Raw genomic sequence first — 20,618 nt, 5'->3', positions numbered from 1 at the left:
CGCTGTGCTCGACTGACACCGCGACCGACGCAAGCCCAAGGAGTCATGCCATGGACTTCACGCTCGAAGTCATCCCGCTCCCCGTCTCCGACATCGACCGCGCCCGGGACTTCTACCGGGACAAGGTCGGCTTCCACGTCGACATCGACCAGGAGGTCATGCCGGGCATGCGCATCGTCCAGCTGACGCCCCCGGGCTCCGGCTGCTCGGTTGCCCTCGGGGACGCCATCTGGGACATGGCCCAGGGCCAGACCAAGCCGGAACCGGGCTCGTACCAGGGCCTCCAGCTCTGCGTCGCCGACATCAAGGCGGCCCACGCGGAGCTGACCGCGCGGGGCCTGGAGGTGTCGGAGCCGGTGCAGTACGCCCCGGACGACGGCGCGACCTTCATGTACTTCAAGGACCCGGACGGCAACGGCTGGGCGATCCAGGAGTACCGGCGCCGGGTGGCGGAACCGCTGCACAAGGTGCTGGCCGACCTCAAGCGCGAGGGCTGACCGGCTTCGCGCCCCGCTCGGCCAGCAGGTCGGCCATCAGCCGGATCTCCGACTCCTGGGACTCCACCATGCCCTGGGCCAGCCGCTTCTCCACGCCGACCGTGCACCGCTCGACGCACCCCTTCGCCATGTGGACGCCGCCCTTGTGGTGCTCGGTCATCAGCTGGAGGTAGAAGATCTCGGCCTGCTTGCCGTTCAGCGTGCCGAGCTTCTTCATCTCCGCGTCGGTGGCCATGCCCGGCATCAGCGAGCCCTCGCCGGCGGAGGGCGCGTCGCCCATGCCCATCCAGGTCATCGGCGGGTCGGACGACACCTTGGGCAGCGCCCACAGGTCGAGCCAGCCGATCATCATGCCGCGCTGGTTGGCCTGGGTCTGCGCGATGTCGTACGCGAGCCGCCGCACCTCCTCGTCGTCGGTGCGGTCGCGCACGATGTACGACATCTCCACGGCCTGCTGGTGGTGGACCGACATGTCCCGCGCGAACCCGGCGTCCGCGGAGTCGGCGGACGGGGCCCGGGTGCCGCCGTCGTCCCCGGCGACCGCGTAGGTGATGCCGCCGGCCGCGACGAGCACCGCCGCCGCGGCACCGGCGATCCAGCCGGTCCGTTGCGCCGTCACTGGGAGAGCCCGTTGGTGCACGCGGCCCCCGGCTCGGGGGTCTGCTCGCCCTGGACGAACTTCTCGAAGAACTTGTCCACGTTCGGGTCGTCGGCGCCGGTCACCGTGCGCTGGTGCCCCCAGGCGGACAGCACGATCGGGTCCTTCTGCTTGTCGTCGGGGCTCATCAGCGAGTACGGCGTCTTCTTGACCTTGGCGGCCAGCTTCTCCACGTCGGCCTTGGGCGCCTTGTCGGTGTACGTCACCCAGACGGCGCCGTGCTCCAGCGAGTGCACGGCGTTCTCGTTGTTCAGCGGCTTGGTGTAGACGTCGCCGTTGCAGTTCATCCAGACCTGGTTGTGGTCGCCGCCGACGGGGGGTTCGACGGGGTAGGTCACCTTCTCGGTGACGTGGTTGCGGCCGAGGTCGCCCTCCCAGGTGCGCAGCCCGTCGGCACCGGTGACGAACTTGCCGGAGGTCTTCGTCCCGTCGCCCTTCGACTCCATGCCGTCCGAGTCGTCGGACTGCGAGCGGACCACGAGGACGCCGCCGACGACGAGAGCGGCGACGACCACGGTACTGAGCGTGATCGTGAGGATCCGGTTGCGGCGGTTGCGGGCCTCCTCGGCACGCCGCATCTCGGCTATGCGGGCCTGTCGCGCCGTGTTGCTGCTCTTCTTGGCGGAACCCATGGGGTGTTGCCCTTCTGGGAAGAAATCTCGGGACGGAGGAGCGTGAGGTCCGCTGATCGTAATGGGGCGAGGCCGGTCCTTCGTAGGCCGGGCACAGGATCTGTCCCGGCCGGATCGCAGGAATGGCCCGATCGAACAGGTGGCCTCTACGCTGCGGTCACGGGGTGGGCCGGCCCAGCGAGGTCGGCAACGCGTACGTAACGGCGCTGTGGTGTGATGCTCAGGTGCAGGGCCACCTCCCGCCGCATCGGATACAGGCGGCCTGACCAGCAAGGATGGGGAAGCGGAAGATGGACAAGCAGCAGGAGTTCGTGATCCGGACGCTGGAGGAGCGCGACATCCGGTTCGTACGCCTGTGGTTCACGGACGTGCTGGGCTTCCTCAAGTCCGTCGCCGTGGCCCCGGCCGAGCTGGAGCAGGCCTTCGACGAGGGCATCGGCTTCGACGGCTCCGCGATCGAGGGTTTCGCCCGGGTCTACGAGTCCGACATGATCGCCAAGCCGGACCCCTCCACCTTCCAGGTCCTGCCCTGGCGCGCGGAGGCCCCCGGCACGGCCCGCATGTTCTGCGACATCCTCATGCCGGACGGCTCGCCGTCCTTCGCGGACCCGCGCTACGTCCTCAAGCGCGCCCTGGCCCGCACCTCCGACCTGGGCTTCACCTTCTACACCCACCCGGAGATCGAGTTCTTCCTGCTGAAGGACAAGCCGGTCGACGGCTCGGTGCCGACCCCCGCCGACAACTCCGGCTACTTCGACCACACCCCGCAGAACATCGGCATGGACTTCCGCCGCCAGGCGATCACGATGCTGGAGTCGATGGGCATCTCGGTGGAGTTCTCCCACCACGAGGGTGCCCCCGGCCAGCAGGAGATCGACCTGCGCTACGCCGACGCGCTCTCCACGGCCGACAACATCATGACGTTCCGCCTGGTCATGAAGCAGGTGGCCCTGGAACAGGGTCTCCAGGCCACCTTCATGCCGAAGCCGTTCTCGGAGTACCCCGGCTCGGGCATGCACTCGCACCTGTCCCTCTTCGAGGGCGACCGCAACGCGTTCTACGAGTCGGGCGCCGAGTACCAGCTCTCCAAGGTCGGCCGCTCCTTCATCGCGGGCCTGCTGCGGCACGCGGCGGAGACGTCGGCGGTCACCAACCAGTGGGTGAACTCCTACAAGCGGATCTGGGGCGGCACGGAGCGCACGGCGGGCGCGGGCGGCGAGGCCCCGTCCTACATCTGCTGGGGCCACAACAACCGCTCGGCCCTGGTCCGGGTCCCGATGTACAAGCCCGGCAAGACCGGCTCGGCCCGCGTCGAGGTCCGCTCCATCGACTCCGGCGCCAACCCGTACCTGACCTACGCCGTCCTCCTCGCCGCCGGTCTCAAGGGCATCGAGGAGGGCTACGAGCTCCCGCCGGGCGCCGAGGACGACGTCTGGGCCCTCTCCGACGCCGAGCGCCGCGCCCTGGGCATCGAACCCCTCCCCCAGAACCTGGGCGAGGCTCTCGCCCTGATGGAACGCAGCGACCTGGTCGCCGAGACCCTGGGCGAGCACGTCTTCGACTTCTTCCTCCGCAACAAGCGCCAGGAGTGGGAGGAGTACCGCTCCCAGGTCACGGCGTTCGAGCTGAAGAAGTCGCTGCCGGTGCTGTAGGGCCGACCGGCGGCTGTCCAGCCGCGCGGACACGAGGGCCGGCGGTCACGAACCGCCGGCCCTCGATGTGTCACACCCCGGGTGGCATGCTCCGGGGTGCGGATCGGCGCCGAACAACCCGTGAATCTCCACGGGGTTCACCGACCGGTCGCACGTACGGGATGCGGTGGACGCCCTCCGGGGCGGGCTGTGGGCCTCGTGGCGCCCAACAGCCTCGCGGCCTGAGCGGGTGGCGTGAAGATCCGGGCGCTTTCCCTGACCGCATTCACACACTGATGAACGCGGCGACGCCGGGCGGCGGCGGTCAACGGCTCGCGGATGGTGGGCCGTTCACCCCCGTGCTTTGATCGGTGCGCGGCACGCCGGTGGCCCCTCCGGAGGCCCCAAACTCCGGATGCCGGGCATGCGCGCCGCACCGCTCCCCTTCCCCACGAAAGGAACAGACCTGCCATGAACACTGTCCCCCAGGTCGAAACGGCCCAGCTCTCCGACACGGACCTGGACCAGGTGTCCGGCGGCATCGGCCTCACCGCGAGCGCGGCCCTCGTCGCGGGCGACGGCGCCCTCGCGGCCGGCCTCCACGCGGAGTCCGGCCCGTTCGCCCTCACCGGCGGCCTCGGCGTCTCGGCGCCCTTCGGCGGCGCGGCGGCCAACGCCCACACCACGAGCGTCTGACCCGACCGCAGCCTCGCACCACCCCGGGCCCCGGACCACCTCGTCCGGGGCCCATCGGGTTCCGCTCGGCGGGCTGTTGGCGTCGATGGCGACCGCACCTACACTGCCCTCCACATCGCGCAACGGCCGGGGGAAGGGACTCGTGGTGCGGGAGTGCTGGTTCTGCGGCGAGGCCACAGCACCGTCGTGGCACGACCGCGTCCTGGGGCTGCACAAGGACACGGACACCACCATGACCCCGTGGATCGTCGTCCTGCGCTCCACCTGGCGGATGGAGATCGTGTCCGTGCCCCGCTGTGCCCGCTGCCACACCGGGCACCAGCTGGAGCAGACCGCGGCGGTGCTCTCCCTGGCCGCGTTGATCGCCTACGCCGCCAGTGGCCAGCTGGACCGGCTGCTGGGCATCCTGTCGCCCTCGACCGGTGAGCGGGTCGTCGCGGCGGTCTGGGCGGCCGTCGCCTATCTGCCGGGGCTCGGGTGGATCGCCATCCGCCGGGGCCGGCTGCCGTGGCGACGCCTGGCGCCCCGCCGCATGGGCTACGCCCGCCACCACCCGGAGTATCTGCGGCTCCGGGAAGACGGCTGGAAGCCCAGGGCGGGCCCCCTCCACTACTGGCGAAGCCCGCCGAACCCCCATCACCCCCCGCCCGCGAATCGCCCCCGGCGGCTGATCGGGGGCACCTTCGAGCTGCTCGGAGCAGCGTGCGGCATCGCCGTCCCCGTCGCCTACTTCCAGGGCTACGAAGAACTGGCCGGAGTCTTCATCGCCGCAACGGCAGGGCTGTTGTTCGTGGCGTCGAAGGTCAGGCCCGAGGACTGAACGCGCCCGGCCAGGCCACGAACGTCGTCCACGTCGCCGATGCGACGGAGAGGCGGGGGCCGTCGGGGCGCTTGGAGTCGCGGATGTGGATGGTGGCGGGGGCTATCGCGACCTCGACGCAGTCGTTGCCGTCTCCGCTGCTGCTGTAACTGCTCTTGAACCAGACGGGACCGGGGGCTTCCGAGGGTGCGGTGACCGGGATCATGACTCTCCAAGCATCTGCTCGATGACGGCCCGCGACTCTCGGGGCGTGAGAGCCTGGGCCCGGATCATGCCATAGCGCAGTTCGAGGATCCGGAGCTGTTTGGGGTCGGACACGGGCCGCCCGCTGAACGCCCCTTCGGAGCGCCCGACCGCCGTACCGTCTGGGAACTTCAGCACCTCGATCAGGCCGCCCGTGCCGAAGTGTTCGTCGCAGGCGGTCGGCATCACCTGAATCGAGACGCTTCGCAACTCACTCAACTCCAGCAGTCGTTCGAGCTGCCCACGCCACGCCATTCTGCCCCCTACGGGCCGCCGCAGCGTCGCCTCCTCCTGGACGAAGCTGAACGTCGGCGCCGGGGATCGCTCGAACACCGACCGGCGAGCCAACCGTGCCGCAACCATGCGCTCGGTCTCCTCCTCCGTGTACGCGGGCAGCCATGTGTCGAAGAGCGACCGCATGTGCTCCTCGGTCTGGAGAAGGCCGTGGATGTTGTGGTTGGCGTACAGCGAGATCTCGACCGCCGTGGCCTCCAGCTTCGCGAGCTCTCGCACGTGCTTGGGATAGCGGACCTTCTTCACGTCCTCCCAGGCCGCGGCGATGAGCCCGCCCGCGTCGAGAACCTGGTCCGCCTTCTCCAGGTACTCCCGGCGGGGGATCCGCTTGCCGCCCTCGACCTTGTAGACGAGGTCCTCCCCGTAACCGACCGCCACCCCGAAGTCGCCCGCGCGCATGCCCACCGCCTCGCGGCGCAGCTTCAGCTGTCTGCCCACGGTGGTGAGGACGGCCACGCCCCACTCGTCGTCCGGGTCGACCTCCCAACCCGGTTCGTCCGCCCCGCCGTTCGTCGGCATCCGCACCCCTCCGCCGTACGCGTCCTGTCGCGATGGGCGTCACGTTAGACGGGGAGGCAACGCAGGGTGACGGGATACGGGCCCTCTGTCACTCGGACGTGCGGCACCGTTCCCGGCGGTGTCAGCGGGCCGCGCCGTGCGTCAGCGACGTCAAAATCTCCTCGGCGTGCGTCCACAGCAGGGCACCGCCGATGCCGGGGACGACGCGGCGGCGGGCGCCGGGGATGCGGGAGGCGAGCAAGGCGCCGTGGTCGGGCGAGTGGGCGGTGTCGTGCTCGCCGTACCAGATGTCGACGGGCAGGGCGAGGGAGCCGAGGTCGAAGGGCCACGGTCCCATGGCCAGAACCGTGTCACGGGCGTAGCCGGCCGCCGCGCCCCGGGCGAATCCCTCGGCGAGGGCGCGGCGGTAGGCGGCGGAGAAGCCGGGGTCCCGGTACACGGCGAGGTCGCAGTCCGGGCTGCCGTCCATGACCAGGCCCCACATCCTCTCCGCGTCGAAACCCGCGAAGAACTCCTCGGCGCCCGAGGGGTCGTGCACCGCGCGTTCGGTCAACGCACGCAGTTCGGCGGGCAGTACGGCGGCGAACTCGGGGGCCGCCACCTCGTCCGCGGCCGACACCAGGGCCAGCGCGGAGGCGAGGCCCGCCTCCGCGCAGGCGAGGGCGAACGGAGCGCCCTGCGAGTTGCCGACCACGGCGGGGCGGTCGAAGCCGCGCCGGGCACACAACTCCCGCACGTCGGCGGCGAAGTCCGCGAAGCTCCGGCCGGGTGCGGGCGTGGACGCGCCCAGGCCGGGCCGGTCGACGGCGACGAGACGGATGCCGAGGGCGGCCACGGCTCCGGGGCCGAAGCCGAGGCGTCGGCTGGTGGCCGCGCCGGGGCACAGCAGAACCGGCGTGCCGTCCTGCGGGCCCCACTCGGCCCAGCCGAGCAGACGTCCGTCCGGCAGCCGCGTCTCACCGAGGCGGGCGGGGGTGGTGATGTGGACGGTCATGGTCCCCATCATGCTGCGGGGGCGGGCCGCGCCGCACGGGGCTTTCCGCCGACGCGCGCCGGGCGGGGACCCGTCACCGTCGTACCGTCTCCACCGCCTCCGGCACGTGCCCCGCGACCACCCGCTCGCGCCCGGGCAGCGCACCCATGGTGACCCGGCGTCGGTCCACCGCCCAAGCCGTGCCCGCGACCGCCAGGCCGAGGACGGCCAGCGCCGCGCCCGCCGTCGCCGGGGACGTGACGCCGAACCCGGCGGCGAGTGCCAGGCCGCCGATCCAGGCGCCGCCGGCGTTGGCGAGGTTGAAGGCGGCCTGGTTGGCGGAGGAGGCGAGGGACGGGGCGGCCGCGGCCTTCTCCATCACCATCAGCTGGAGCGGGGACCCGGTGACGAAGGCGGCCATGCCGAGCAGGGCCACCGACACCGCGGCCGTGACCGGCGTACGCATCAGCAGGGGGAACAACGCCAGCACGACGACCAGGGAGGCCAGGCCGCCGAACAACGTGCCGCGCAGGGAGTGGTCGGCCAGGCGGCCGCCCAGCAGGTTGCCCGCGGTGGCGCCGACGCCGAAGAGGGCCAGCAGCAGCGTCACGCTGGTCTCGGCGAACCCGGCGGCGTCGGTCAGCATCGGCGTGATGTAGCTGTACGCGGCGAAGAGCGCGCCGAAGCCGGCGACCGTCGTGCCCAGCGCCAGCCAGACGGGCAGGGAGCGCAGGGCGGCCAGTTCGCCGCGCAGGCCGGTCGTGGGGGCGGGGGCGCTGTCGCGCGGGACGAGGAGGGCCAGCGCCGCTATCGCCGCCACGCCGATCGCGCTCACGCCGAGGAAGGTGGCCCGCCAACCGAGCTGCTGGCCCATGGCGGTGGCGGCGGGGACACCGACGATGTTGGCGACGGTGAGGCCCAGGAACATCAGGGAGACGGAGCGGGCCTTGCGTTCCGGCGCGACCATGCCGGTCGCGACGACCGCGCCGACGCCGAAGAAGGCGCCGTGCGGCAGGCCGCTGACGAAGCGGGCGGCCAGGAGGGAGATCTCGCCGGGGGCCACGGCGGAGAGGGCGTTGCCCACCACGAACAGCGCCATGAGGGCGATCAGGACGGCGCGGCGGGACATCCGGGTGGTCGCCGCCGCGAGCAGCGGGGCGCCGATGACGACGCCGAGCGCGTACGCGGAGACGAGGTGGCCCGCGGTGGGGATGGAGATGCCCAGGTCGTCCGCGACGTCGGGCAGCAGGCCCATCATCACGAACTCGGTGGTGCCGATGCCGAAGGCGCCCACGGCAAGGGCGAGCAGGGCCAGGGGCATGAAGGGTCTCGCCTTTCGAGAGCGGGTTCCGTACGGGGGACGGGACACAGGGGGACGACTGTATGTTCCCGTACGGAACAAAGGCTCTCAGGGCAGGTATTCCGCAGGCGAATTTCAGGAGGCCGTTGTGTCGACCTTCACACGCGCGGCGATCGGGAGGTGGTCGCTGCCGGTCGCCGGGAGGGTCCAGCTGGTCATGGGTTCCACGCCGGTGACCAGGATCTGGTCGATGCGGGCCATCGGGAAGGACGCCGGCCAGCTGAAGCCGAAGCCGTTGCCCACGGCGCCCTGCGGGGAGCGCAGCTGCGAGGTGATCGCGGTGAGCGAGCGGTCGTTCATGGTGCCGTTGAGGTCGCCGAGGAGGATCTTGCGTGGCAGCTTCTCGTCGGCGATGGCCTCGCCGAGGGCCTCGGCGCTCTTGTCCCGCTGCCGCGCGGTGAACCCGGCCTCCAGCTTCACCCGTACGGAGGGCAGGTGGGCGACGTAGACGGCGATCGGCCCGGACGGGGTGGCGACGGTGGCGCGCATCGCGCGCTTCCAGCCCAGCTCGATGTCGACCGGCTTCACGCCGCTGATCGGGTACTTGCTCCACAGCCCGACGGTGCCGACGACCTCGTGGTGCGGGTACTTGGCCTCCAGCGCCTTCTCGTACGTCGGCACGGCGGACGCCTTGAGTTCCTCCAGGGCCAGTACGTCCGCCCCGGCGGCGGCGACGGCACGGGCGGTGCCCGCCGGGTCGGCGTTGTCGGCGTTGACGTTGTGCGTGGCCACCGTGAGGTCGCCGCCGGAGCCGGTCTTGTCGAAGAGCAGGCCGCCGAAGAGGTTGAGCCACACGCTCACCGGCAGCACCAGCGCGATCAGCGCCGTCGCCGACTTGCGGACCAGGGCGATCACCAGCAGGACGGGGATCAGCAGACCGAACCACGGCAGGAAGGTCTCCGAGAGGCTGCCGAGGTTGCCGATGGTGTTGGGGATGTGCGAGTGGGCCGCCATGACGCCCGACAGGAGGAGCGCGACGGCGGCGGTGACCAGGCCCCGGCGCCAGATCCGGCGGTCGCCCCGCCAGCCGCTGACGGCCCGGTCGAACAGGCGCCGAATCCGGGGCTCCCGGCGCTCGGGGTCCGAGCCGCCGCCGTCCGTCTCCGTCATGTACGCCTGCTGCGCCATACCGTCGCCTCACTGCCTGCCGTGCACACCGTCGCCCCCTGTGACTCAGCACCATAGGGGATGATCGGTTCCGATCCCGCCGTCCCTCGACGGCCGTACGGGCACGAGGACGTACGGGCCCGTCCGGGAAGTTCCGTACGGCGCCGGGACGGGCCGCTCTGTGACACAACGGGCACATTTCACCCCATGAGCGACCCCATGAGACGGGATGACACGGGATGGCGGGCGATGGCCCGCGATGGCGCGTGACGGAGGTCCCGGCGGGGGTCCCCTAGCCGTCGGCACGCCACAGGTGCCACCATGGAAGGGATCCGGGGACGCCGTCAGGGCGCCTCGAGATGACATGAAGGAGCCGTTGCCATGACGCAGCTTTCGGCTGCCCAGACGCCGCAGCGCACCCCCGCCGACGGGAGCAGGGCGCTGTACGGGGGCAAGATCAACCGCCGTATCACCGTCCGGGACATCACCGCCGCCAAGGAGCGCGGCGAGAAGTGGCCCATGCTCACCGCGTACGACGCCATGACCGCCTCCGTCTTCGACGAGTCCGGCATCCCGGTGATGCTCGTCGGCGACTCCGCGGGCAACTGCCACCTCGGCTACGAGACTACCGTGCCCGTCACCCTCGACGAGATGACGATGCTCTCGGCCGCGGTCGTCCGGGGCACCAGCCGCGCCCTGATCGTGGGCGACCTGCCCTTCGGCTCCTACCAGGAGGGCCCGGTGCAGGCGCTGCGCTCGGCGACCCGGCTGATCAAGGAGGCCGGGGTCGGGGCGGTCAAGCTGGAGGGCGGCGAGCGGTCGCACGAACAGATCCGGCTGCTCGTCGAGTCCGGCATCCCCGTCATGGCGCACATCGGCCTGACCCCGCAGTCCGTCAACTCCATGGGGTACCGGGTGCAGGGCCGCGGCGAGGAGGCGGCCCAGCAGCTGCTGCGCGACGCCAAGGCGGTGCAGGACGCGGGCGCCTTCGCGGTCGTCCTGGAGCTGGTGCCGGCCGAGCTGGCCGCCGAGGTGACCCGGACGTTGCACATCCCGACGGTCGGGATCGGCGCGGGCCCGGACACCGACGCCCAGGTACTGGTGTGGACCGACATGCTCGGGCTGACCGGCGGCCGGGTGCCGAAGTTCGTCAAGCAGTACGCCGATCTGCGCAAGGTCATGGGCGACGCGGCGAAGGCGTACGCCGAGGACGTCGTCGGCGGGACCTTCCCCCAGGACGAGCACTCCGTCCACTAGCAGACCATCGCGGTACGACACCGGCCCCGCCGATCATCCCCCGTCGGCGGGGCCGAGTGGCTCCCGGACCGGATGTCGGCGGGATGTCGGTGCCGCAGGCCGTGCTGTCGGTGGGATGTCGGTGCTTTGTCGGTGGCCGCTGCCATCGTCTGGGGCATGAAGCGAATCGACGACATCCCCCGGGCCGCGGACAGCGCGGTCACCGTGCGGGGGCTGGTCAAGCACTACGGCGAGACCAAGGCGCTGGACGGCGTCGACCTGGACGTGCGCGAGGGCACCGTGATGGGAGTGCTCGGGCCGAACGGCGCCGGCAAGACCACCCTCGTACGCATCCTGTCCACCCTCATCACCCCCGACTCCGGCCAGGCGCACGTCGCCGGGTACGACGTCGTACGGCAGCCGCGGCAGCTGCGCCGGGTCATCGGGCTGACCGGGCAGTACGCCTCCGTGGACGAGAAGCTCCCCGGCTGGGAGAACCTCTACATGATCGGCCGGCTGCTCGACCTGTCCCGCCGGGACGCCCGCACCCGCGCCGACGAGCTGCTGGAGCGGTTCTCGCTCACCGAGGCCGGCAAGCGGCCCGCGTCCACCTACTCCGGCGGCATGCGGCGCCGGCTCGACCTGGCCGCCTCCATGATCGGGCACCCGGCCGTGCTGTTCCTGGACGAGCCCACCACCGGCCTCGACCCGCGCACCCGCAACGAGGTGTGGGACGAGGTCAAGCGCATGGTCGGCGACGGCGTCACCGTGCTGCTCACCACGCAGTACATGGAGGAGGCCGAGCAGCTCGCCTCCGAGCTGACCGTCGTGGACCGCGGCAAGGTCATCGCGAACGGCGGCATCGAGGAGCTGAAGGCCAAGGTCGGCGGCCGCACCCTGCGGGTCCGCCCGGCCGACCCGCTCCAGCTGCGCCCGCTCGCCGCCTACCTGGACGAACTCGGCATCACCGGGCTCGCCAGCACCACGGTGGACACCGAGCGCGGTGCCGTCCTGGTGCCGATCCTCAGCGACGAGCAGCTGACGGCCGTGGTCGGCGCGGTCACCGCGCGCGGCATCACCGTCTCCTCCGTCACCACCGAACTGCCCAGCCTGGACGAGGTCTTCCTGTCCCTCACCGGCCACCGCGCCAGTGCCCCGCAGGATCCCGCGCCCGCCACCGACGACGCCCGCGAGGAGGTCGCCGTATGAGCGCCACCACCACCGCCCCCGCCCCCGCACCCGCACCCGCCGTCACCCCCGACGCGCGGATCTCGCTGCGCGCGCACGTCCGGCACACCGGGGCCCTGGTCCGCCGCAACCTGCTGTGGATCCGGCAGGACCCGGAGTCGATGTTCGACGCGCTGCTGATGCCGATCGTCTTCACCCTGCTGTTCGTGTACGTCTTCGGCGGGTCGATCGGCCAGGCCCTGGGCGGCGGGCAGGACGGCTATGTGCAGTACGTGATCCCCGGCATGATCGCGATGATGAGCATGACGCTGTCCCAGGGCGTCGGCACCGGCTTCAGCCAGGACTTCAACTCCGGTGTCATGGACCGTTTCCGGTCGCTGCCGATCGGGCGCGGCTCGGTGCTCTTCGCGAAGATCGCGGTCGAGATGGCGCGGATGCTGTTCGCCACCACGGTGCTGATGATCGTCGCCGTCCTGGTCGGCTTCGACATCAACCACTGGGCCGGGCTGTTCGCGACGGTGGGCCTGTCCGCGGTGTTCGCCTCGTCGATCATGTGGGTGTTCCTCACCCTGGGCGTGGTCCTGAAGAACGCGCAGTCCGTGCAGGCGATGGGCTTCATGGTGCTGTTCCCGTTGCAGTTCGGCTCGTCGATCTTCGCGCCGACGCAGTCGATGCCGGGCTGGTTGCAGTCCTTCACCGACTACAACCCGCTGTCCACGCTCGCCGACGCGGCGCGCGGGCTGATGGTGGGCGGGCCGGTCGCGCACGACCTGTGGATCACGCTCGGCTGGGCGGTGGCGATCACGGCGGTGATGGCGCCGGTCGCCATCCACAAGTTCCGTACGAAGACCTGAGCGTGGCGCGGGCGCCGTACGGCTCGTGCGCGTCAGACGAGGGCGGCGGCCTCCTGTGCGGAGAGCCGGCCGCCCTCGGCGTACGCGGCGTCGTACGCCTCGGGGCCGAGCGCCTCGCGGACCCGCTCGACGGCCCGTTCGCGCGCGTCGCGCTCCATGCCCGTCGACACGTGGCCCGGCGGCAGCAGGGCGTCGGCGGCGCCCAGGCAGCGCGCCCCGTCCGCGGCCAGGCTCCGGTCGCCCACGCGGGCCATCGCCATCGCGGCGATGGTCAGGTAGGCGGAGCGCATGTGCGGGGCGATGGCCGTCGCCAGCGGGTCCTCGGCCCGTTCGAGCGACCGGCGGACCTTGGTCAGGCACTCCTCGTGCCGGCCCTCCAGCGTGGCGATCCAGGCCTCCGCGGCGAGGATGAAGGCGTCGAAGACCACGAAGTGGGCGATGGAGAACTCCTCGCGCAGCAGCCGCAGCTGTTCGCCGGCCTCGGCGGTCCGCCCGGTCGTGCCGAGCCGCCCGGCGAGGAACAGGCGGGCCGCGGGCATCGCGCCGTTGTGGCCCGTCCCCCGGGTGCGTTCGATGACGTCGCGCAGGATGCGCTCGCCCTCCTCGTGCTCGCCCGCCTCCAGCAGCACACTGCCGAGACGGGCGTCGAGGACGTCCACCTGGGCGTGGGCGCCGAGCCGCTCGGCGTGCTGCGCGGCGGCCCGGTAGTCGTCGGCGGCGAGACCGTACTCGCCGACGCGCTCCCGGGCCTCGGCGCGTCCGGAGAGGGCCTCGGCCATGCCCCAGGCGTCGCCGAGGCGGCGGTAGATCTCCAGCGACTCGTCGGCGTCGCGGAGCGCGTCGCCCGCCCAGTCGGTGCGGTTGGCGAGCATCTGGGCGCGCATCTGCAGGCCGCCGGCCAGCTCCCACTCGTAGCCCGGGGTGTCGCGGCAGGTGCGCAGGGTGGCGTCCATGATCTCGCGCAGCCGGGTCATGTCGCCGGTGAGCATGACGGCGAAGAACCAGAGCAGGCCCGGGCTGGAGCAGGTCTGCGGCATCCCCGGCTCGTACGTGGCCGCGATGACGCGCAGCTTGCGCTGGGACGCCGGGTTCTGCCACGCGTCGAGTTCGGTGTCCATGCAGGCCAGATGGGCCAGGTGGACCCCGCGGCGGGCCTCGGCGAGGACCTCGCCGGTCATCGGGGGCGGGGCGGAGGTGCAGCGCTCCCACAGCGGCCGGGCGGGGCGGACCGGTTCGGTGAAGGGGTCCGGGCCGAGCGCCATGACCTCGGCGAACCAGTTCCGGGCCTCGACCCTCAGGTCGCGCATCTGCCAGTACCAGACCAGCGACAGCGCCAGGCACAGCGCCTCCTGCTCGTCGCGCTCGGCGACGGCGTGGCGCAGGGCGGTGCGCAGGTTCTCGTACTCGCGCTCCAGCCGCTCGATGGCGGCGAGCTGCTGCGGGCCGCGGAGCAACGGGTCGGTGGTGCGGGCGAGTTCGCGGTAGTACGTGAGGTGGGCGCGGGCGGCCGCGGGGCGGGCGCCGGCCTCGTCGAGGCGCTCGCCGGCGTACTCGGCGACGGTCTCCAGGAGGCGGTAGCGCATGCCGTCGCCGGTGCCGCGGTCGGTCACGGGGGCGGCCACGACGAGGGACTTGTCGACGAGGGAGCCGAGGGCGTCCAGCGCGGCGGGCCCGCACACGGCCTCGGCGGCGGCGAGGTCGCAGCCGCCCGCGAAGACGGACAGCCGTCCCAGGACGTCGCGTTCGTCCGCGTCGAGCAGGTCCCAGGACCAGTCGACGACCGCGCGCAGCGTCTGCTGGCGGGGCAGGACGGTGCGGCTGCCGGAGGTGAGCAGCCGGAAGCGGTCGTCGAGGCGGTCGGCGATCTGGCGCGGGGTGAGGATCCGGAGCCGGGCGGCGGCCAGTTCGATGGCGAGCGGCAGTCCGTCGAGGCGGCGGCAGATCTCGGCGCAGGCGGCGGCGGTCTCCTCGTCGGCGTCGACGCGGAAGCCGGGGCGGGCGGCGGCGCCCCGGTCCGCGAGCAGCCGCAGCGCGGCGGGTTCGGGCAGCGGCTCCACGGGGCGCAGCGACTCCCCCGGTACGCCGAGGGGCTCGCGGCTGGTGGCGAGGACGGTGAGGTGGGGACAGCGGGCGAGGAGTTCCTCGGTGAGGCGGGCGGCGGCGTCGACGACGTGCTCGCAGTTGTCGAGGACGATCAGCATGCGGCGCCGGCCGCAGTGCTCGACGAGCCGCTCGACGGCGGTGTCCTGCCCCTCGGAGGCGGTGACGGCCCGCATCTCCTCGGCGCCGGCGCGGTAGAGCACGGTCTCGCGGGCGCCGACGGCGGTCAGGACGGCCTCCGGTACGTCGGCGGGGTCGTCGACGGGCGCCAGCTCGGCCAGCCACACGCCGTCGGGCGCGGTGTCCCCGGCCCCCTCGGCGGCCTCCTGCGACAGCCGCGTCTTGCCGGCCCCGCCGGGCCCGAGGAGGGTGACGAGCCGGGTGCTCGCCAGGTCGGCGCGCAGGGTCTCCAGGTCACCGTCCCGGCCGACGAAGGAGGTGAGCCGGGCGCGCAGGTTGCCCCGCACGCGGGGCGTCGCGGCACGAGGCGGCTGGGCCGGGGCGGGGGCGGCGGGCCCGGCGGGCGGCGCGCCCGGCACGGTGGCCGCGGTGGCCGCATTGCCCGCATTGGCCGCATTGGCCGCGGGATCGGCGGCACCCAGGAGTTCGGTGTGCAGGGCCCGCAGCTCCGGGCCCGGGTCCGTGCCGAGGCGGTCGGCGAGGAGGTGGCGTACGGCCTCGTAGGCGGCCAGGGCCTCGGCGGTGCGGCCTGTGTCGCGCAGGGCGCGCAGCCGCAGGGCCTGGAGGGGCTCGTCGAGGGGGTGGCCGTCGCACAGGGCGGTCAGCTCGGGCAGGGAGTCCTCGGCCCGGCCGAGGTCCAGGGCGGCGGTGTGGCGGGCGCGCAGGGCGTCGACGTGCCGGGTCTCCCAGCGGGCCGCCTCCGCGGTGCGGTCGGGCAGGTCGGCGAGGACGGGGCCGTGCCACAGCGCGAGGGCGTCGTCGAGCACGACGGCCGCCTTCGCGGGGTCGCCGTCGGCGAGGGCGCGGGTGCCCTCACCGGCGAGCCGGTCGAAGCGGTGCAGGTCGACGTCGTCCGGTGCGGCGGTGAGCCGGTAGCCGCCGTCGGCCGAGGCGACCGCCTCCGCGCCCAGCGCGCGGCGCAGCCGCCCGACCAGTGCCTGCAGGGCGCCCGGTGCGTCGGCGGGCGGGTCGCCGTTCCACACCTCCTCCACCAGCAGCCCCGCCGGGACGGCGCGGCCGGCCCGGAGGGCGAGCACGGTCAGCAGGGCACGCAGCCGCGCCCCGCCGAGCGGAACGGCGGTGCCGTCGGGGCGGAGTGCCTGTGTGGTGCCGAGGATGCGATAGCGCACGGGCCCATTGTCCCTGCTGCCCTCGGAGCCGGTCACGGGGTTTCCTGCGCGCGGCGTGCCCGGCCTCCGCCCCTCCCCCGTCCCCGTCCCCGTCCCCCGGCTGTTGCGGAACGACCGCCGCCCGCGAGACGTTTCCCCGGTGCGCCCGGTACGGTCGGGCAGTCCCGCACCCCGCGGGTGCCCGTCACGCGTGCCCGACAGTCAGGGAGTTCCATGTCGACCGCCACCGCCCGCCCCAGTGACCGGAGGATCAGTCCCGTCTTCCTCGGGATCGTCGCCGTCGCCGCGGTCACGGGCTGGGCCACCTGGACCGGGTTCGCCGAGCAGCCGGGGCTCGCGGTGTTCCTGTTCGTGACGGCCGCGTGGGTCGTGTCGCTGTGCCTGCACGAGTACGCGCACGCCCGCACCGCGCTGCACAGCGGCGACATCTCGGTCGGCGCGAAGGGCTACCTCACGCTCAACCCGGTGAAGTACACCCACGCCCTGCTCAGCATCGTTCTCCCCGTCCTCTTCGTGATCATGGGCGGGATCGGGCTGCCCGGCGGTGCCGTCTTCATCGAGCGCGGGCGGATCAGGGGGCGGTGGCGGCACAGCCTCATCTCGGCGGCCGGGCCGCTGACGAACGTGCTGTTCGCCGTCGTGTGCACGGCGCCGTTCTGGCTGGACGCGCTGGACGGCGTGCCGCTCGACTTCCGGCTGGCGCTGGCCTTCCTCGCGCTGCTCCAGGTGACGGCCGCGATCCTGAACTTCCTGCCGGTGCCGGGCCTGGACGGCTACGGCGTGATCGAGCCGTGGCTGTCGTACAACGTGCGGCGGCAGGTGGAGCCGCTCGCGCCGTTCGGGCTGCTGCTGGTGTTCGCGCTGCTGTGGATCCCGGCGCTCAACGGCGTGTTCTTCGACGCGGTCGACGCGTTGCTGCGGGGTCTCGGGATCGGCGAGATCGACACGTACTGCGGCTTCGAGCTGTACCGCTTCTGGCAGACCGACCCGCTGTGCACGCCGGGCGGCTGACGCCGGTCAGGAGGCGGCGGACGTGCGCCGGGCGTCCCGGTCGCGCTTGACGTAGTACCAGCACATGTTGGACGAGAGCCCCGACAGCAGCACCCACACGACGCCGATCACGACGCTGCCCCGCACGAAGGAGACGACGGCGGCGGCCACGGCGAGGACGCAGACGGCCAGGGCGTAGAGGGCGAGGCGGGGCATGGGAACGGCTCCTGTCGGGGGGACACTGATGCCCACCAGTGTCCCCCATCGCCTCATACGTCCGTGACGCGGAGCCCGGCGTGTGCCTTGTAGCGGCGGTTGACGGAGATCAGGTTGGCGACCAGCGACTCGACCTGGTGGGCGTTGCGCAGCCGCCCGGCGAAGACGCCGCGCATGCCGGCGATGCGTCCGGCGAGTGCCTGCACGATCTCCACGTCGGCGCGCGCCTCGCCGAGCACCATCACGTCGGTGTCGATCTCGTCGACCTCCGGGTCCTGGAGGAGGACGGCCGAGAGGTGGTGGAAGGCGGCGGCGACCCGGCTGTCCGGCAGCAGGGCGGCGGCCTGCTCGGCGGCGCTGCCCTCCTCGGGCTTGAGCGCGTAGGCGCCCTTCTTGTCGAAGCCGAGCGGGTTGACGCAGTCGACGACGAGCTTGCCGGCCAGTTCCGCGCGCAGGGATTCGAGGGTTTTGGCGTGGCCGTCCCACGGCACGGCGACGATCACGACGTCGCTGCGGCGGGCGGTCTCGGCGTTGTCGGCACCCTCCACGCCGTAGCCGATCTCCTCGGCGGCGGCCTCGGCGCGCTCGGCGGCGCGGGAGCCGACGACCACCTTCTGGCCGGCCTTGGCGAGGCGGTACGCGAGGCCCTTGCCCTGGGGCCCGGTGCCACCGAGTACGCCGACGACCAGCCCGGAGACGTCGGGCAGGTCCCAGGGGTCCTTGGCCGGAGCCTTGGCGGGGGCCTTCTGTGCGGCGCTGTCCGCACTGTCGGTAGAGGTCATGGGGGCGACCCTACGTCCGTGACGGCCCGCCCGGGAGCACGGGCCCGCCCGGTGGCAGCCGGTCCCCGGCGGGTGGAAGCCGGTCCCCGGCCGGGTGAATCCGGGGCGAACGCCGGACCGCGCGGAGGCTGCTGCGGCAGGATGCGGCCGCATGGACGCCGTACGGGTCGCGCTGCTGCGGGAAGTGCTCGCCGGGACCGAGTGGCTGGGGGCCACCTGGTCCTTCGCGGGGGCGCTGCGCGGGTCGGTGGTGCCGCACGGGGGCGGTCTGCTGCTGGTGGGCACCCCCGGTTACGAGCCCTGGCACCTGGCGGCGCACCTGGTGGACGAGGCCGCCTGGTCGGGGACGCCGGAGCTGGCGCCCACGCTGGTCCGGCACGGCGCGCGTCCCTCGGACCCGGCGCATCTGGCGGTCGGCCTGGGGCGGCTGGCGGCGGCCCGGCGCGGGGAGACGCTGCTGGTGGTGACGCCCGACGATCCCGGCGCCGGGCTCCTGGAGCGGGTGCACGACGCGCGCCGGGCCGGTGCGACGGTGCTGGCGCTGGGCACCGACCGGGAGCCGGGCGAGCGGGAGCTGGCGGCGATGGCGCACGAGACGCTGACCGTCCCGGACGGCGCCGAGCTGGACCTGGACACGGTGCAGCACCTGGTCAGCGCGTCGGCCGGGGAGAACGCGGTGCCGCCGCCCCGGGGCCGCCGTCGCTTCCGGGACCGCCTCTCCCGCCTGGCCGACCACCTGACGGCCCCACCCCCGTCGGGGTGGTGACCCCCGCGAAGAACGGCCCGCCGCCCCCGGCCCACTCGCCCCGCCCCGCCCGGCCCCTCCCGCCACCGCAACAGCCGGTCACCCTCCGCTCCCCTCCCGCCCCGCCGCCGACTCCGGAGACGCTCGTCCCACCCGGCCGACCACCTGACGGCACCACCGCCGTCAGGGTGGCCCTGCCGGAAAACGGCCCGCCTCCGCCGCCCCACTCGCCCCGCCCCGCCCGGCCCCTCAAGGCACCGCCGCCGTCCCGCTGATCCTCCCGCCACCGCAACAGCCGGTCACCTGCCTCGGCCGAGCCGCTGACCACGCCGCCGTGGTCCGACCGGTGGTCGTCGCCCGGTGGCCGTCGCCGCGAAAACCGGTTGCCCGTGGTCGTGTGCCGCCGGACGATGGCCCCTCGTGACCGAGACCTCCCCCACCGACGCGCCCGCGGGGACGCCCGCCGAGCCGCCGGCCGGCCTGCGTGCCCTGTTGCCCGACCTTGCTCCCTGGCGGGCGTCCCGGGACTTCCGGCGGCTGTGGGTCTCCGGGCTGATCACGAACTTCGGGAGCTTCCTGACGTTCGTCGCGCTCCCGGTGCAGATCAAGGAGCTGACGGGTTCGGCGGCGGCGGTGGGCGCGATCGGGGCCGTGGAGCTGGTGCCGCTGGTGGTCTTCGGGCTGTACGGCGGTGCGCTGGCCGACGCCTGGGACAAGCGGAAGCTGATCCTGTGGACGGAGGCCGGTCAGGGCGTGCTGTGCGCGGCGCTGCTGGTCAACGCGCTGCTGCCGAGCCCGGCCGTGTGGCCGCTGTACGTGATCGCCGCGTTCACCTCGGCGCTGGGCGCGGTCCAGCGCCCGGCCCTGGACTCGCTGATCCCGCGGATCGTGGCCCACGAGCACCTGCCCGCCGCCGCCTCACTGAACGCGCTGCGCTGGCAGGTCGGCGGCATCGCCGGACCGGCCCTGGCCGGCGTGGTGGTGGCGTACGCGGGTCTCGGCTGGGCGTACGCGGTGGACCTGGCCACCTTCGCCGCCTCCGTGGCCCTGGTGGCCGGCCTCGCCTCCTCACCGGCCTCGCACGAGGCGGGCAGGCCGTCGTGGGCGGCGATCGCCGAGGGCGCCCGGTACGCGTGGAGCCGCAAGGAACTGCTGGGCACGTACGCGGTCGACGTCGCGGCGATGCTGCTGGCGATGCCGCTCGCGGTACTGCCGTTCCTGGCCGACGAGTTGGACGCCGAGTGGTCGCTGGGGCTGATGTACGCGGCAATTCCGGCGGGCTCGCTGCTGGTGAGCGTGAGCAGCGGCTGGACCTCACGGGTGCACCGGCACGGGCGGATGGTGGTGCTGGCGGCGGCCGGGTGGGGCCTGGCGATCGCCGCCGCGGGCTTCGCCGGGAACGTGTGGCTGGTGCTGCTGTGCTTCGTCCTCGCCGGGGCCTGCGACATGGTCAGCGGCGTCTTCCGCAGCGCGATGTGGAACCAGACCATCCCCGACGAGCTGCGCGGCCGGCTCGCCGGGATCGAGCTGCTGTCGTACTCGGTGGGCCCGCAGCTCGGCCAGGTCCGGGCGGGCGGCACGGCCGCGCTCGCCGGGGTGCGGGCCTCGGTGTGGTCGGGCGGGCTGCTGTGCGCGGGCGCGGTGGGGCTGCTGGCGCTGTGCCTGCCGACGATGATGACGTACGACGCGCGGACGAACGAGCATGCGGTGCGGCTGCGCGAGAGGCGCGCAGCCGACGCCGCGGGCGGGTGACCGGCCGGCCCGTGA

At 73.1% G+C, this 20,618-nt stretch carries 20 protein-coding genes; 10 read left to right on the top strand and 10 right to left on the bottom strand.

Going from position 1 to position 20,618, the window contains the following annotated elements; translation table 11 throughout:
* Positions 1 to 50 precede the first annotated feature (50 nt).
* On the top strand, positions 51 to 497 hold the full coding sequence (locus D1J63_RS26450) for a VOC family protein (RefSeq protein WP_102930235.1): 447 nt from the start codon (positions 51 to 53) through the stop codon (positions 495 to 497).
* On the opposite strand, the gene D1J63_RS26445 is transcribed toward D1J63_RS26450, so the two are convergent.
* Complete coding sequence (locus D1J63_RS26445) at positions 481 to 1,116, bottom strand: DUF305 domain-containing protein (RefSeq protein ID WP_125632256.1); 636 nt, start codon at positions 1,114 to 1,116, stop codon at positions 481 to 483. The two genes, D1J63_RS26450 and D1J63_RS26445, sit on opposite strands and share 17 nt — an antisense overlap.
* Positions 1,113 to 1,787, bottom strand: a complete 675-nt coding sequence (locus D1J63_RS26440) for a DUF3105 domain-containing protein (RefSeq protein ID WP_102930237.1) — start codon at positions 1,785 to 1,787, stop codon at positions 1,113 to 1,115. Before D1J63_RS26440 ends, D1J63_RS26445 begins: the two co-directional genes overlap by 4 nt.
* A gap of 290 nt (positions 1,788 to 2,077) precedes the next feature.
* On the opposite strand from D1J63_RS26440, the gene glnA reads away from it, so the two are divergent.
* The 3 genes from glnA (at position 2,078) to D1J63_RS26425 (ending at position 4,934) form a co-directional block, all read left to right on the top strand.
* On the top strand, positions 2,078 to 3,439 hold the full coding sequence (gene glnA, locus D1J63_RS26435; RefSeq protein ID WP_030403969.1) for a type I glutamate--ammonia ligase: 1,362 nt from the start codon (positions 2,078 to 2,080) through the stop codon (positions 3,437 to 3,439).
* 450 nt (positions 3,440 to 3,889) lie between these two features.
* Positions 3,890 to 4,114 carry a hypothetical protein gene (locus tag D1J63_RS26430; RefSeq protein ID WP_125632254.1) on the top strand — a complete coding sequence of 75 codons (225 nt, stop codon included), beginning with the start codon at positions 3,890 to 3,892 and terminating at the stop codon, positions 4,112 to 4,114.
* Between the two features lie 85 nt (positions 4,115 to 4,199).
* The gene (locus D1J63_RS26425) at positions 4,200 to 4,934 is read left to right on the top strand and encodes a hypothetical protein (protein ID WP_241235612.1); all 735 of its coding nucleotides are present in this window, start codon (positions 4,200 to 4,202) and stop codon (positions 4,932 to 4,934) included.
* On the opposite strand, the gene D1J63_RS26420 is transcribed toward D1J63_RS26425, so the two are convergent.
* The 5 genes from D1J63_RS26420 to D1J63_RS26400 all read right to left on the bottom strand — a co-directional run bounded on the left by D1J63_RS26420 (position 4,918) and on the right by D1J63_RS26400 (position 9,451).
* Positions 4,918 to 5,139, bottom strand: a complete 222-nt coding sequence (locus D1J63_RS26420; protein WP_125632252.1) for a DUF397 domain-containing protein — start codon at positions 5,137 to 5,139, stop codon at positions 4,918 to 4,920. The genes D1J63_RS26425 and D1J63_RS26420 overlap by 17 nt on opposite strands.
* On the bottom strand, positions 5,136 to 5,990 hold the full coding sequence (locus tag D1J63_RS26415; protein ID WP_125632249.1) for a helix-turn-helix transcriptional regulator: 855 nt from the start codon (positions 5,988 to 5,990) through the stop codon (positions 5,136 to 5,138). Before D1J63_RS26415 ends, D1J63_RS26420 begins: the two co-directional genes overlap by 4 nt.
* 121 nt (positions 5,991 to 6,111) lie before the next feature.
* On the bottom strand, positions 6,112 to 6,984 hold the full coding sequence (locus D1J63_RS26410) for an alpha/beta fold hydrolase (RefSeq protein ID WP_125632247.1): 873 nt from the start codon (positions 6,982 to 6,984) through the stop codon (positions 6,112 to 6,114).
* 73 nt (positions 6,985 to 7,057) lie between these two features.
* Positions 7,058 to 8,284 (bottom strand): MFS transporter, encoded by a 1,227-nt coding sequence (locus D1J63_RS26405; RefSeq protein ID WP_125632245.1) that lies wholly within the window; start codon positions 8,282 to 8,284, stop codon positions 7,058 to 7,060.
* Between the two features lie 114 nt (positions 8,285 to 8,398).
* On the bottom strand, positions 8,399 to 9,451 hold the full coding sequence (locus D1J63_RS26400) for an endonuclease/exonuclease/phosphatase family protein (protein WP_125632243.1): 1,053 nt from the start codon (positions 9,449 to 9,451) through the stop codon (positions 8,399 to 8,401).
* Between the two features lie 360 nt (positions 9,452 to 9,811).
* Here D1J63_RS26400 and panB point away from each other — a divergent pair, with 360 nt between their 5' ends.
* The 3 genes from panB (at position 9,812) to D1J63_RS26385 (ending at position 12,708) form a co-directional block, all read left to right on the top strand.
* Complete coding sequence (gene panB / locus D1J63_RS26395; RefSeq protein WP_102930244.1) at positions 9,812 to 10,687, top strand: 3-methyl-2-oxobutanoate hydroxymethyltransferase; 876 nt, start codon at positions 9,812 to 9,814, stop codon at positions 10,685 to 10,687.
* A gap of 156 nt (positions 10,688 to 10,843) precedes the next feature.
* Positions 10,844 to 11,875: an ATP-binding cassette domain-containing protein gene (locus D1J63_RS26390; RefSeq protein WP_125632241.1), complete on the top strand. Its 1,032-nt coding sequence runs from the start codon at positions 10,844 to 10,846 to the stop codon at positions 11,873 to 11,875.
* On the top strand, positions 11,872 to 12,708 hold the full coding sequence (locus D1J63_RS26385; protein WP_125632239.1) for an ABC transporter permease: 837 nt from the start codon (positions 11,872 to 11,874) through the stop codon (positions 12,706 to 12,708). The genes D1J63_RS26390 and D1J63_RS26385 overlap by 4 nt, the downstream gene beginning before the upstream one ends.
* A gap of 32 nt (positions 12,709 to 12,740) precedes the next feature.
* On the opposite strand, the gene D1J63_RS26380 is transcribed toward D1J63_RS26385, so the two are convergent.
* Positions 12,741 to 16,118, bottom strand: coding sequence for a BTAD domain-containing putative transcriptional regulator (locus D1J63_RS26380; RefSeq protein ID WP_241235611.1), 3,378 nt, complete (start codon positions 16,116 to 16,118; stop codon positions 12,741 to 12,743).
* Positions 16,119 to 16,331: 213 nt separating this feature from the next.
* Between D1J63_RS26380 and D1J63_RS26375 the strand changes: the two genes are divergently transcribed.
* On the top strand, positions 16,332 to 17,129 hold the full coding sequence (locus D1J63_RS26375) for a site-2 protease family protein (protein ID WP_061445086.1): 798 nt from the start codon (positions 16,332 to 16,334) through the stop codon (positions 17,127 to 17,129).
* Between the two features lie 6 nt (positions 17,130 to 17,135).
* On the opposite strand, the gene D1J63_RS26370 is transcribed toward D1J63_RS26375, so the two are convergent.
* Both D1J63_RS26370 and npdG read right to left on the bottom strand, forming a co-directional pair.
* Positions 17,136 to 17,324 (bottom strand): hypothetical protein, encoded by a 189-nt coding sequence (locus D1J63_RS26370; protein WP_164712984.1) that lies wholly within the window; start codon positions 17,322 to 17,324, stop codon positions 17,136 to 17,138.
* A gap of 53 nt (positions 17,325 to 17,377) precedes the next feature.
* Positions 17,378 to 18,106 (bottom strand): NADPH-dependent F420 reductase, encoded by a 729-nt coding sequence (npdG, locus tag D1J63_RS26365; protein ID WP_102931578.1) that lies wholly within the window; start codon positions 18,104 to 18,106, stop codon positions 17,378 to 17,380.
* A 151-nt stretch (positions 18,107 to 18,257) separates the two neighbouring features.
* On the opposite strand from npdG, the gene D1J63_RS26360 reads away from it, so the two are divergent.
* Together D1J63_RS26360 and D1J63_RS26355 are read left to right on the top strand one after the other, a co-directional pair.
* Positions 18,258 to 18,872 (top strand): hypothetical protein, encoded by a 615-nt coding sequence (locus tag D1J63_RS26360; RefSeq protein ID WP_125632233.1) that lies wholly within the window; start codon positions 18,258 to 18,260, stop codon positions 18,870 to 18,872.
* A gap of 399 nt (positions 18,873 to 19,271) precedes the next feature.
* On the top strand, positions 19,272 to 20,603 hold the full coding sequence (locus D1J63_RS26355) for an MFS transporter (protein WP_125632231.1): 1,332 nt from the start codon (positions 19,272 to 19,274) through the stop codon (positions 20,601 to 20,603).
* Positions 20,604 to 20,618 lie beyond the last annotated feature (15 nt).

This window comes from Streptomyces sp. KPB2, assembly GCF_003950055.1.
Classification (GTDB): domain Bacteria; phylum Actinomycetota; class Actinomycetes; order Streptomycetales; family Streptomycetaceae; genus Streptomyces; species Streptomyces salinarius.
The sequence above is the reverse complement of the archived record's forward strand: the minus strand, read 5'-3'. Positions and strand labels throughout refer to the sequence as shown.